The sequence below is a fragment of the Rathayibacter sp. PhB179 genome, from assembly GCF_004345345.1.
GTDB lineage: Bacteria > Actinomycetota > Actinomycetes > Actinomycetales > Microbacteriaceae > Rathayibacter > Rathayibacter festucae.
This window is the reverse complement of record NZ_SLVD01000001.1, coordinates 357,050-369,687: the sequence shown is the minus strand read 5'-3', so window position 1 is coordinate 369,687 and position 12,638 is coordinate 357,050. Positions and strand designations below refer to the sequence as shown.

The following is a 12,638-nucleotide window of genomic DNA, read 5'->3' as shown; positions in this document are numbered from 1 at the left end:
TCCGGCATCCGCATGCCGTGGGTTATGGTCACAATGAGTGTGTCGGGGCACCGCACTCGCGGGGTCCCGGTTCTGTGCTCGTTCCGGCCCCATCGAGGCATGCCCGAAGGCCGGTGCGAAAGCAGCACCGCACCGCTCCGAAACCGCCCTTCGCACCAGGCTCCGTCGACACCTCGACAGCCGCAAAACCCGTTCCGCCATCACCGCCGTGATGGACGGAGGCGTTGCTCCAACGATTGCAGCAGCAATGCGACCTCCGAGCACGCGGCGCGTCGCCCCGAGGTCCCACACCTCGCCGTCTGGAAGTCGAGACCGAGATGTCCGTCCCCCTTTACCTTCGAGTGCTCTGGAGCTACAAATGGCTCCTCGCGGTCGGCCTCGTGGTCGCCGTCCTGGCCGCCATGGTCGCCGGCTACACCGTGAAGGACGGTGAGATCGTCTCGCGCGCCGAGTCGGCCTACCGCTCCGACACCACGATCCTTCTCGGCGGTGGCTCGCGGAACCCCCTCCAGGCCGTCGAGCCCGGTCAGGCCCTCACCGAGGGCACGTCCGAGGCACAGCAGAACGACCTGACGAACACCGCGGTCATCTACGCGTACCTCGTCAGCGGCTCCGAGATCCGCACCCAGGTCGAGGCCGCCATCGGCGGATTCTCGCCGACCGAGGCCCTCAGCGCCGTGCGCCGCACGACCCAGCCGGCCGGCACCGAGCAGAACCCGGGCCGCTTCAGCCTCCCGATCCTCTCGATCGTCGGCGAGTCGACCGATCCGGCCCGCGCGGTCCTGATCTCGCAGACCGCGACCCAGATCTTCCAGACCTACATCACCTCGCAGCAGGAGGCCCAGGGCGTCGCCCCCGAGCTCCGCGTCACCCTCCAGGTCACCGACCAGGGTGCGGCCGTCGAGCAGGAGGGGTCGAACCCGATCATCCCGATCGCGATCACCGGTCTCGGCGTCTTCCTCGCGTTCATCGCGCTCGCCTTCATCCTCTACAACATCCGCATCTCGCGGGAGCGGGTCACCGCCAACCGCGGCAATCAGCGCCGCGGCGAGTCCTTCCGGCGCGGCCCGGCCCTGACCGGCACCGCGTCCGAGAACGGCCAGCGCCCCGCCGCCCTCGGCACCGCCCCCGAGAACACCGCCGGGCCGGGTGAGCTGGCCTCCTCCGGGAAGCGCAGCGCCACCTGAGGCGGTCGCAGCAGATGAGCACGCCGACGCTGAAGGGGACCCCGCTCGGGGTCCCCGGGAACGACGACCCCTACGCGGGTGAGATCCTCGTCCGCCGGACCTTCACGGTCCGCGCCGTCCTGTCGACCGTCCTGCTGGCGGCCGTGGCCGTCGCAGCGGTCTACTACCTCAATCCGCTGTACGCGGGGGCGATCCTCTTCGGGATCTCGTTCCTGTACCTGACGCGCAAGCTGGTCTTCAACTGGAACGGCGCGTTCATCGTCCTGCTCGGCGTGATCATGTTCATCCCGGTGCGCTACTACGCGCTGCCGATCCCGCTGGGCTTCGCTCTGGAGCCGTACCGGCTGGTCATCGTGCTGATGGTCGTCGCGGCGATCGTCGCGCTGATGATCGACCCGACCTTCGTCTGGCGCCCGGCCGCGTTCGGCTGGCCGCTGGGCATCTGGGTGGCCTCGAGCCTGCTCTCGATCGCCGCGAACGTGCAGTTCATCTCCGAGGGCGCCCTCGGCTCCGGTGTCGCCGGCGCGATCGTCAACGACCTGCTGATGCTCTCGGTCTACTTTGTCGCCCGGCTCGTGATGCGCAACGAGAAGCTCGTCGAGGCCTTCCTGACCTTCCTGGTCTGGTCGGCCGTCGTCGTCGCCTTCTTCGCGGTGATCGAGCGTGCGACGCAGCAGAACGTCTTCACGATGCTCGACAAGTTCCTGCCGCTCGAGCGCCTCGGCGCCGAGCAGGAGGCCTACCGGGCCGGCGGCTACCGCTCGTTCGGCTCGTCGCAGCACCCGATCGCGCTGGCCGTCATGTTCACCATGATGATCCCGATCGCGATCTACCTCTCGAAGTACGCCCGCTGGCCCTTCAACGAGATCAACCGCCGGATCATCTACTACGGCACGATCCTCGCCCTGCTGCTCGGCGTGGTCACCGCGGTCTCGCGCACGGCGATCGTCACGCTCGGCGTGATGTTCCTGCTGACGGTCATCCTGCGCCCGAAGATCGGCGGCTACCTGCTCCTGGGCATGGTCCCGGTGCTCGGCCTCGGCTTCGTGCTGATCCCGAAGATCCTCACGGACATGATCGGGTCGTTCCTCGACCCGGACGCGCTCATCGCCTCGCAGTACACCTCCGCGGGCATGGCGGGCGCGGGCCGCCTGGCCGACCTCGAGCCGGCCATGGCGATCGTGCGCGAGCACCCCTTCTTCGGAACGGGAGTCGGCAGCCGCATCGTGGTGGGCGAGGACAAGAACGCGTTCATCCTCGACAACCAGTGGCTGGGCACGCTGCTCGACGGCGGCGCCGTGGGCGTCATCGGCCTGGCCGTGCTGTTCCTCGTCCCGATCGTGATGCTGCTGCGCTACTCGTTCAAGAGCACCACGACGCCGCAGTACGCGAGCCTCGCGTTCGCGATCGCGGTCCTGCTGCTCGGCTACACGATCGCCGCGTACTTCTACGACGCCTTCGGTTTCTTCCAGTCCTTCATGCTCTTCTGGATCCTCCTGGCCGTCGGGGCCTGGGTGCTCACGGAGGCACCACGGAAGTCGACCCGCCGGCGCCTGTCGCCGGAGGAGGCGGGGCACGTCTCCGCCTTCACCCGCGGGGGCCCCCACATCCCGGTCGGGCAGCCCGCCCTCGGCTCGCACGTCGGCGCTCACGTCGTCCGCAAGCCGACGCAGATCGAGTCGTGAGCGCACGCGTCAGCGTCGTCATCCCCGCGCACGACGAGGGGGCGGTGATCGCCCGGCTCCTCGGCGCCCTGGTGGCCGGGGACCCGGAGGGCCGGCTCGAGATCGTCGTCGGCGCGAACGGCTGCACCGACGACACCGCCGCGGTGGCGCGGGCCGTCGATCCGCGGATCCTGGTGGCGGAGACGCCCCGGGCCTCGAAGATCGCCGGCCTCAACGCGGCCGACGAGCTCGCCACGGTCCTCCCGAGGATCTACGTGGACGCGGACGTCTCGGTCTCGGCCGAGACGCTCCTGGCGCTCGGCGACGAGCTGGCCCGCCCCGGCGGACCGCTCGCCGCGGCGCCGGAGTTCCGCGTCGACACCCGCGGGGCCTCCTGGCCGGTCCGGGCGCACTACTTGATCTGGGAGCTCTCCGACTACCGGGCCCCGGGCCTGGTCGGCTCCGGGATCTACGGCCTGTCGGCCGAGGGACGGAGCCGGTTCGGCGCCTTCCCCGAGATCATCGCGGACGACCGCTTCGTCCAGCAGCTCTTCACCCCCGAGGAGCGGCTGACGCTCCCCGGCCGGTCCTTCTCCGTGAAGGCGCCGCGCCGGATGCGCAACCAGATCAAGCGCACCGTCCGCATCGCGATCGGCAACGCCCAGCTGGCGGCCTCCGGGCTCGTGCCCGAGCAGACCGGCGCCGGCGGCGGCGGCCCGGTCGCGCTGCTGAAGCGCGTCCTGCGCCGGCCCGCCCTGTGGCCGGCCTTCCCGATCTACTGCTACGGCTATCTGCGACCCCGCCTCGAGGCGCGGTCGATCATCGCTCGAGGAGGCGTACCCGAATGGAACCGCGACGAGACGACGCGCGCGTGACGGGGTCGACCCCCGCGGGCGGCTCCTCCACCCGCCACGGCACCACGGCGAGCGACGCCCAGATTGAGGCGGCGATCGACGACACCGCGCACACCACCGAGACGCTGGCGACCGACGCGATCGCGCAGTCGCCGACCGTGGGGGACGGGCCGAACCTGCCGCCGACGCGTCCCGGGTCCGATCTCGGGCACAAAGCCAGTCGCGGTGTCATCCAGACCCTGGGTGGGCTGTGGGGCAAGACCGGCATCCAGCTCATCTCCACGGTGGTGCTCGCACGACTGCTGTCGCCCAGCGACTTCGGTCTGCTCGCGGCCGTCACGGCCATCGTCGGCGTGGCCGACCTGGTCCGCGACTTCGGCCTCACCGGCGCGATCATCCAGTCGAAGAAGCTGAGCGAGACCGTCTGGCGGTCGGTGCTCTGGCTGTCGGTCGCCCTCGGCGTCGTCGGCACGATCGTCATCGCCGCCTCGGCCTGGCTCATCGCCGGGATCTACCAGAACGACGCACTGATCGTCCTCACGATCGCCGTCGCCCCCACGCTCCTCGTCAACAGCCTCTGCATGCCGCTCCAGGCGCGCGTGCAGAAGGAGATGAAGTTCGGCCTGATGGCTCAGATCGACGTGGTCTCGATGCTCGTCGGCGTCGTCGGCTCGATCATCGCCGGCCTGCTCGGCTGGGGCGTCTGGTCGCTCGTCGTGCTTCAGGGTGGCGCGCTGATCTACCGACTGATCGCCCTCTGGGTCGCGGCGCGGCCGAAGTTCGGCCGCCCGCGGATCTCGCGCGAGGTCGTCCCGCTCGTCACGACCGGCGGCAGCATCTTCGGCGTCCAGCTGCTCAACTACCTCGCCCGCAACGTCGACAACGTGCTCGTCGGCTCGCAGCTCGGCGCGAACGCGCTCGGTCAGTACTCGAAGGCGTACTCGCTCTTCCTGCTGCCGCTCCAGCAGCTCAACGGCCCGCTCGGCCGCGTCGCGCTGCCGGTGCTCTCCTCGCTCCAGGACGACGGCGAGCGCTACCGCCGCTACGTCCGTGGGGCGCTGCTCGTGATCGGCTACCTCACGCTGCCGACCTTCGGTGTCCTCGCCGCCCTCTCCGGACCTCTGGTGGAGCTCCTGCTGGGCTCGCAGTGGACGTCGTCCGCGGTCATCCTGTCGCTGCTGTCCATCGCGGGCATCGCTCAGGGCATCGGCAACGTGCAGGGCTGGATCTACATCTCGCTCGGCCGCGTGCACCGCCAGCTGATCTACTACGTCGTCACCCGCCCGCTCGTCATCGGCTCGTTCTTCGTGGGCCTGTGGTGGAACGGCGTCGAGGGCCTCGCGCTGCTCTACGGCCTCACCACCCTGGCGCTGCTGGTGCCCGGCTTCTGGCTGGCGATCCGCGGCACCTTCGTGCGCGGCTCCGACGTGATCGTGCCCGTCCTGCGCCCCGCGCTCGTCGTGCCGTTCATGTTCGGGGCGGCCTGGGCCGTCGGCGCGTACACCGACCTGCCCGCGATCGTCCACCTGCTCGTCGGCGGACTCGCGTCGCTGGTGCCGCTGGCGCTCGCGATGGCGATCCCGGCCTACCGCCGCGACATGAACCAGATCCTCGCGTTCGTGAAGCAGGTCCGGAAGCCCAAGCCCAAGGGCCCGGCGACCCCCGCCGCGCCCGCGTCGCAGACCACCCCGGCCGAGGGAGGCACCGCATGACCCGCACCACCCGCTCCCGTCGCGCCGGCGTCCTCGCCGTCGTGGCCGTCGCCGCCGCGCTGCTGGCCGGCTGCACCTCCGCCCCGGCTCCCGCCGAGACGACCGAGCCCGCCGCCTCGGGCGAGCTGCCCTTCGCGGCCGGCTCGATCGCCGCGATGGGCGACTCGATCTCGGTCGGCGTGGCCGCCTGCGGGCAGAACAAGCCCTGCCCCAGCGCGTCGTGGACCACCGGCGAGGACGAGACGGTCGACTCGGTCGCCCGCCGCGCCGGCGAGTCGGTCGGCGCCGTGCCCGAGATCGAGAACGTCGCCTCCAAGGGCGCGACCTCGGCCGAGCTGCCGCGCCAGGCCGAGAAGGCGGTCGCCGCCGCGCCCGACCTGGTCACGATCCTGATCGGCGCGAACGACGTCTGCCGCAAGAACAGCGCCGACATCACCACGCCGGACGCCTTCCGCGCCAACGTCACGACCGCGCTGACGACGCTCTCCACCGGCGCTCCCGAGGCGACGATCTTCGTCTCCTCCGTGCCGAACCTGCTCGACTTCTTCGAGACCGAGCGCGGCGACGCCGAGGCCGTCTCGCGCTGGGCCGGCAGCTCCAACTGCAACTCGCTGCTCTACCAGCCCACCTCGGACGACGCGGACGCGCAGGCCCGCCGCGACAACGTCTCGACGACGATCGACGCCTACAACGACGTCCTCGCCGACGTCTGCGGCGCTACCGCGAACTGCGTCTACGACCAGGGCGCCCTGCACGACTTCGACGTCACCTCGGACGACATCTCCGACGTCGACCACTTCCACCCGTCGCTGGCGGGTCAGGCGAAGCTCGCAGACATCGCCTGGACGGCGCTGCTCGCGAACGCCTCCTGAGGCGCTGAGAGCGCCGCCTGCGCCCGCTGAGGGGGCAGGACGAGGGCGGGAGAGCTGCGGCTCCTCCGCCCTTCTGCGTGCGCGGGCGGTTTCTGGTGTGCGCCGGTGGCGGTGGTGGTGACGGCGCGCTCGTCCGGCTCGCGATTCCTCCTCCGGCTCGCCGGAACCCGTGGATCCGGCGTGCCGGGCCGGTTCCCGCGTGCCGGAGGTCTCGACGGAGCCGGTTCGGCTCGCGATCCGGTGCCCGGCTCGCTGGACCGGGTGCTTCTGACGTGCCGGGGGTCTTCCCGCGTGCCGGAGGTGCCGGGGGTGAGGTCCGGCACGTGATTCCGGCTCGGGCTCGCGGGGTCCGGCGATTCCGGCGTGCCGGGCCGGCTTCCGCGGGCCGGAGGTCCCGGCGGCTCCGGTCCGGCTCGCGATCTCGCGCCCGGCTCGCGCGAGCCGGTGCTTCTGACGTGCCGGGGGTCGTCCCGCGTGCCGGAGGTCTCCGAGGCGGCGCTCGGCACGTGGAGACAGCTCCGGCTCGCGGAATCGTGGGGATTCGGCGAGCCGGAGGTGGTGCGGCGTGCCGGAGGTGCTCCGGCGCGCGGAGGGCGCAGCGGCCCCCGCGTCAGGCGGTCTCGAAGCGGGTGTCGCCGCGCTCGGGGCGCCAGGAGGGGACGCTCGCGGAGGCGCGGCGGCGCGAGCGCGCGCGGGACGGGCTGAAGCGGAACGGCGGCACGGTGGGGGCCAGCGCGGCGGTGCGGCTCGCGGCGCGCAGCAGCAGCTCCTCCGTCAGCTCCTCCGGCGCGGCCGCGATGGCCAGGCCGCGCTGGTCGAGCTCGCGGGCGATCTGGATCTGGTGGTCGTCGATGTGCTCGCCGCGGGCGACGAGACGCGGGACCAGGATCGGGACCTTGCCGTTCTCGATGGCCGTGATGGCGGCGCCGGTGCCCGCGTGGGCGATGACGACGTCCGCCTCCTTCACGGCCTCCTGCAGCTCGTGGTGCGGCACGCTCGCGCGGCCCTCGATGCCGTAGGGGGAGACGTCGGCGAGGCCGGTCTGCCAGAGCACCTCGGCGTCCTTCAGCAGCGGCACCGACGCGGCGATCAGCCGGTCGAAGGGGTAGAGGTCCTGGGTGCCCACGGAGATCACCGCGCGGCGGATCGCGGAGACCGGCTCGTCGGGACCGGTCGTGTACGCGTCGAAGATCGAGCCGCCGAAGAGCCAGCGCTCGTCCGCCCACACCGGGTACTGCGTGTAGGTGTTCACGCCCGGCAGACGGGCCATGATCTTGCCGGTGATCGAGGGGCCGTCGGCGCGCGCGGCGCTCTCGATGTAGTGGCACTCGATGCCGCGCAGCGAGGCCTCGGGCATGAACGACACGGCGGGGCTCGAGCCGGTGCTGAAGACGGCGGAGTAGTCGCCCTTGGCCAGGATCCGGTGCGCGATCAGCGCGTTCTCGGCGATCGGGCGGGCGTCGCGCGGAGCGGCGAAGCGGCTGTAGGTCACGCGGCGGCCCTCGAGGAGGGAGCGGCTGAGGCCGTTGTCGAAGGTCACCCAGTGCTGGTCGGCGGGGTCGATCCCGAAGCGGGAGGACAGGGTGAAGAGCTGTTTGAGATGCCCTCCACCGGAGCAGACGAACAGGAACTGTGACATGGCGACCCTTCTTGCGTCCGGGGGAGCTCTCGGGCTCTCCTCCGGCGGAAGCTGACTGAGGCGGTAGTGCAGGGCTGGGTGTTGTGGGGGGTGGGTGGTGCTGGTGGTGCTGGTGGTGCTGGTGGTGCTGGGGCGGCGCGGAGCCGGGCGGGCGCCCCGCTCTGCACTGGAGCGGCCCGGTGGGAGGGAGATCCGGCGGCGTCGTGACCGCGCTCTCCCCGGAGTGCGTCAGGACGTGGGGGCGTCCCGGGCATCGGCGGGTCGACGACCAGGGGGACGCGCGCGGGGTGGGGCGGGGAGCCTGCGCTGCATCGTGGTCCTGGTCGGTCGGGTGGTTCTCGGGCGGGTGAGGATCGTGACGTCGGGTGCGACGCGGTGCCGGCGCGGCGTGATCCGCTCCTGCGCCTGGGCGAGTGCTCGCCGTCCGAGGACGAGGGCACAGCGGAACGGGCCGCGGTGCCACCCCCACGATAGTGAGGCGCCCGTTCCCTGGCTACTTCGGAGTCGGACCCCTGGGTGGATTGACCTAGCCCGCCTGCAGCGCCGACGCGGCGGGTCCGCCCGCGCGGGCGCGGCCGTCGTTCCGGTCGAGCAGGATGTCGAGCACCGTCTCGTGCCGGGCGGCCCAGGAGTTCGCGTGGATCCAGCCGAGGCGCTCGTCCTCGGTGGCCGGGCCGTCGGCGAGCGCGTCGTCGACGACCGCGGCGAACTCCGCCATGGTCGGCACGATGCGGATCCGGTCGCTGATGCCGTGGATCGGCGGCAGATCGACGGAGATCACCGGGCAGCCGCTCGCCACGTACTCGTAGAGCTTGAGCGGGCTCATCGCCTCGGTCAGCGGGGTGCGACGGTGCGCGAGGAGGCAGAGCTCGACGTTGCGCATCGTCGCCACCAGCTCGCGGCGGCCGACGGAGTGGTGCAGGTGCACGTTCGCGAACGGGGCGAGCGGGGCGAGGTAGCCGGGGTCGGGCTGCGGGCCCATCAGCACGATCTGCAGCTCGGGGTGCGCGGTGGCGACCGCGACGATCCCCTCGACGTCGAGCCGGTCGTCGAGCGTGCCGACGTGCAGGGCGCGCGGGCCGGGGATGCGGCTGAGCCACTCGGGGGCGTCGGGCACGGGGCCGGCCCACTCCTCCGGGCTGACGCCGTTGGGGACGACGGCGTGCGGGCCGGTCGGCGCGATGCGGTCGATGATCTCCTGCGAGACGGCGGTGACGGAGCGGCCGCTGGTCGCGACGCGGCGGTAGGCCTCCTGGAAGGCGGGCCAGTGGCCCTTCCAGCGGGTCGAGGTCGTCCAGTCGTCGCGGGCGAAGAACATCACGTGCTCGGCCCACTCGAACGGCGAGAAGCCGGCCACGACGGGACTGGTCGTGACGACGACGGGGCGCACGAGCTCCATCTCGTCGGCGAGCTTCGCGATCCCCTGGTCGTAGGCGCGGTACTCCTTCTCCAGGCCGGCGATGTCGGTCGGGTCGGAGCGGCGCAGGCGCAGCGGGGTGTGCAGGACGCGCTGCGGTGTCGACGGGAACTCGACCTCGCGGCCCAGGGCCCCGCGCACGAGCGTCGTCGGCAGGAAGCGGAAGGGGTTCGCCACGATCAGGCGCCCGACCTGCGGGCTCTCCATCAGCGAGTGCAGGATCCGGTCCGGCGGGCGCATCATCCCGCGGCGGGCCGCGTCCGTGTAGGTCTCGTAGGAGAAGGTGAAGACGACGTCGCGGACGACGCCGTCCGCGGTCGGCTCGGGCGCCGTCCGGTCGGGCGCCGTCCGGTCGGGAACGGTCTGGTCGGGCACGGTCTGGTCGGGCACGGCGCTCCTCACGCGAAGGTCCGGATGACGCGCGCGGGCACGCCGACGGCGACGGAGTAGTCCGGCACGTCCTCGCGGACGACGGCGTTCGCGCCGATCACCGCGCCGCGGCCGACCGTCACACCGGGCATGATGACGGCGTTCTCGCCGAGCCACGCTCCGCGGCCGATGCGGACCGGGGCGATCCGGTCGACGCCCTGGTCGCGGATGAAGCGCGTCGGGTCCTTGAAGCCGTGCGAGTGGTCCGAGATGTAGACGCCGCGGGCGATGCCGACGCCCTCCTCGATGACCACGCTCTGCACAGCGCTGATCGCGGTCATGTTCATCCGCACGCGGTCGCCGATGATCAGGGCGGGCGTGGGCGCGTCGTCGGTCGGGACCATCAGCATGCAGTTCGCGCTGATCAGCACGTTCTCGCCGATGGAGATCCGCTTGCCCTGCCCGGGTCCGATCCGGAAGGGCAGGCAGATGCGGGAACCCTTGCCGAAGCGGTGGAAACCGCCGGCGACCAGCTTGCTGAAGGCCAGATCGCGTGCTCGCTGCGCGAGGATCGCGAGATCCAGTCCGTTCAAGGCATCAACTCCAGGGGATAGCGGCGGGCCGGACGGCGGGGGTGGTCGTCCTGGGCCTGGGGGGGTGTGGTGATCGCGCCCGGGGTGAGGCGCGCGGGTCTGACCCACGATAGCGAGCGCCTCCTGTGCGCCACGAGTCCGTGCGGATCGGACCCCGGGTGTTTACGACTCGGAAACACGCTGTGCTCTCCGTGGCGCGCGCGGTGCGTGCTCAGAACGGGGGTGCTCACCTGCACGGTGGCCGAGCATCCCGGCGCTCGGGAGGCTCCCGGCGCCGGGAGCGCCCCGGGGAGCGTAAAATCGCAGGGTCCGCGGAGGCGGCCGCCCGCTCCCGGGCCGGCGCGTCCTCCGGATCGTGCGGGACACCGCACCGACGGACCCGGCGACGCCGCTCGGTCCCCGCCCTCGCGCGACCCCGACCCGCCCGCACCACCAGAGAGGCTCGACCGTGGCCGAAGCCGACACCGCCAGCCGACTGTGGACCCTCCACCTCGCGCGAGCCGCCGTCGCGGCCGTCGCCGGTGTGGTGATCACCTTCTCGCCCGACCACGGCCCCGCCTTCGGCTTCGCCGTCTTCGCCGGCTTCGCGCTCCTCAGCGGCGCCGTCGCCCTCGTGATCGGCCTGCGCGCCCTCGCCGGTCGCGGCCGCACGCTCGCCCTCGCCTCCGCCGGGGTCACCCTCGCCGCCGGCGTGCTCGCGCTGGTCGCGCTGCCGGTCGCGGCCCTCCTGCCCTTCATCGCGCTGATCGCCGGCTGGGCGCTCGTCTCCGGCTCCCTCGAGTTCTCCAGCGGCCGCCGCGGCACCGGCCTCGCCGCCCGCGACGCGGTGATCGTCGGCCTCGGCACGGCCCTGCTCGGAGCGGTCTTCGCCCTCCTCCCGCCGCACCCCGTCGTCTCGGTCGGACTCCTCGGCGCGTACGCCGTGATGCTCGCCGTGTTCCTCGCGATCGCCGCGTTCTCGCTCAAGTGGGCCGCCGGCGCCGATGCCGCCGCACCCTCCACCCCCACCACCGGAGGAGACCGATGACCGCCCCCGACCCCGCCTCCTCCGAGCCGTCGCCCTCCGACGACGACTTCGCGCCGCGCACCTTCCGCCCCACCCGCAAGGACCGCCTGCGTCCGCTCGAGCTCGTCGGCCTCTCCGCCGTGATGGCGGCCTTCGTCGGCGTCGTCGTGCTGATGTCGACCCGCGAGTTCGTCGTCGCCCTGATCGGCTTCGGCGTCGCCTTCATCGTCGTCCTCGTCGCCATCGCGATGTTCTCGCTGACCTTCAAGCCCGACGAGGCCGAGATCGCCGACCTCGACGAGCAGGACGGTGCTCATTAGGTCGGTGCGACTGCGTCGCTCCTCCCCGCGGTCGGCTTCCTGAGGCGGCCTGGTCCCGCAGAGCGTGTCGCGTCCGCTGCGCGTAATCGCTTGGCACGCGATTCCGCGGTGCGCTCGCACCTGCGGTGGAGCACTGCGGACGCGTCCGCGCCCATGCTGGTCGAGTAGCCCCGCAGGGGCGTATCGAGACCCGCCCTCGCCGGCAGTGCGGTTGCATGCCTCGGCCGCGAGGGGGAGGCAGGTGCATTGCACCGCCCCCGCCTCATGCTGGTCGAGTAGCCCCGGAAGGGCGTATCGAGACCCGCCGTCGCCGGCAGTGCGGTTGCATGCCTCGGTTGCGACGGGGAGGCAGGTGCATTGCACCGCCCTCGTTCATGCTGGTCGAGTAGCCCCGGAGGGGCGTATCGAGACCCGCCGTCGTCAGCGGCGCGGCAGCACGCTCGCCTCGTCACCAGGCCGGTCTACGAGGAGACGTCGTCGCGGGCGGTCTCGCCGAGCGCGTACGCCAGGCTGCGGGCGTAGATCTCCTCGAGGCGGGACGCGACGATGCGGTACTGGACCGAGCGGCCGCGGCGCTGCTCGCGCGGGAGGTTGCCGAGGACCACTCCGGCGTCCTCCAGCTCGATGAGGTGCCGGTAGAGGCTCGTCGTCGTGGCGCGGCCGGTCGGCAGCTCCGGGCCGATCGCCTCCACGAGCTCGCCGAAGAGCAGGCCCTGCTCGGGACGCTCCGCCCGGGACAGCGATCGCAGGATCCCCCTGTTGATCTCGCTGCCGACCACCCGGACGGCCAGGTCGGCCTCCTCCGGGGTCGCTCGGCTCCTCGTGGACGACGCTGACGAAGGCATGACGCCCATCCTCCCGCACGGGGCCCTCTCGGGATCCCACAGGCGCGTATTGCCACACCGTCTGGGTACCGGATGATTCGCGCCAGCGGAATCATGATCCCATGGAACGGTTACCTTGGTGTCCGTCGGCACGCCTCTCGTGTGCCGGTACGCGACCGCA

The 12,638-nt window shown here is 72.0% G+C and carries 11 protein-coding genes; 7 read left to right on the top strand and 4 right to left on the bottom strand.

The genetic code is table 11. The features are described from left to right. The first annotated feature begins 317 nt into the window (after positions 1–317). From EDF43_RS01815 to EDF43_RS01795, 5 genes are read left to right on the top strand one after another with little or no spacing between them, the layout of a single operon-like run. Positions 318–1,187, top strand: a complete 870-nt coding sequence (locus EDF43_RS01815) for a hypothetical protein (RefSeq protein ID WP_132435094.1) — start codon at positions 318–320, stop codon at positions 1,185–1,187. Between the two features lie 14 nt (positions 1,188–1,201). Further along, positions 1,202–2,872: an O-antigen ligase family protein gene (locus EDF43_RS01810; protein WP_132435092.1), complete on the top strand. Its 1,671-nt coding sequence runs from the start codon at positions 1,202–1,204 to the stop codon at positions 2,870–2,872. Beyond that, positions 2,869–3,726, top strand: a complete 858-nt coding sequence (locus tag EDF43_RS01805) for a glycosyltransferase (RefSeq protein WP_165908976.1) — start codon at positions 2,869–2,871, stop codon at positions 3,724–3,726. Before EDF43_RS01810 ends, EDF43_RS01805 begins: the two co-directional genes overlap by 4 nt. After that, positions 3,696–5,417: a lipopolysaccharide biosynthesis protein gene (locus EDF43_RS01800; protein WP_132435088.1), complete on the top strand. Its 1,722-nt coding sequence runs from the start codon at positions 3,696–3,698 to the stop codon at positions 5,415–5,417. Before EDF43_RS01805 ends, EDF43_RS01800 begins: the two co-directional genes overlap by 31 nt. After that, positions 5,414–6,289, top strand: coding sequence for a GDSL-type esterase/lipase family protein (locus EDF43_RS01795; protein WP_132435086.1), 876 nt, complete (start codon positions 5,414–5,416; stop codon positions 6,287–6,289). The genes EDF43_RS01800 and EDF43_RS01795 overlap by 4 nt, the downstream gene beginning before the upstream one ends. Positions 6,290–6,899: 610 nt before the next feature. On the opposite strand, the gene EDF43_RS01790 is transcribed toward EDF43_RS01795, so the two are convergent. From EDF43_RS01790 to EDF43_RS22465, 3 genes are all read right to left on the bottom strand, one after another. Continuing rightward, positions 6,900–7,928: a glycosyltransferase gene (locus EDF43_RS01790; RefSeq protein WP_123731824.1), complete on the bottom strand. Its 1,029-nt coding sequence runs from the start codon at positions 7,926–7,928 to the stop codon at positions 6,900–6,902. 526 nt (positions 7,929–8,454) lie between these two features. Next, a complete protein-coding gene (locus EDF43_RS01785; RefSeq protein WP_123734728.1) occupies positions 8,455–9,735 on the bottom strand; it encodes a hypothetical protein in 1,281 nt (426 codons plus the stop codon). A gap of 8 nt (positions 9,736–9,743) precedes the next feature. Next, positions 9,744–10,307, bottom strand: coding sequence for an acyltransferase (locus tag EDF43_RS22465; protein WP_123734729.1), 564 nt, complete (start codon positions 10,305–10,307; stop codon positions 9,744–9,746). 448 nt (positions 10,308–10,755) lie between these two features. Here EDF43_RS22465 and EDF43_RS01775 point away from each other — a divergent pair, with 448 nt between their 5' ends. Beyond that, a complete protein-coding gene (locus EDF43_RS01775; RefSeq protein WP_132435084.1) occupies positions 10,756–11,334 on the top strand; it encodes a hypothetical protein in 579 nt (192 codons plus the stop codon). After that, positions 11,331–11,633, top strand: a complete 303-nt coding sequence (locus tag EDF43_RS01770) for a hypothetical protein (RefSeq protein WP_243581097.1) — start codon at positions 11,331–11,333, stop codon at positions 11,631–11,633. The genes EDF43_RS01775 and EDF43_RS01770 overlap by 4 nt, the downstream gene beginning before the upstream one ends. Positions 11,634–12,094: 461 nt before the next feature. On the opposite strand, the gene EDF43_RS01765 is transcribed toward EDF43_RS01770, so the two are convergent. Beyond that, positions 12,095–12,478 (bottom strand): hypothetical protein, encoded by a 384-nt coding sequence (locus EDF43_RS01765; protein ID WP_132435082.1) that lies wholly within the window; start codon positions 12,476–12,478, stop codon positions 12,095–12,097. Positions 12,479–12,638 lie beyond the last annotated feature (160 nt).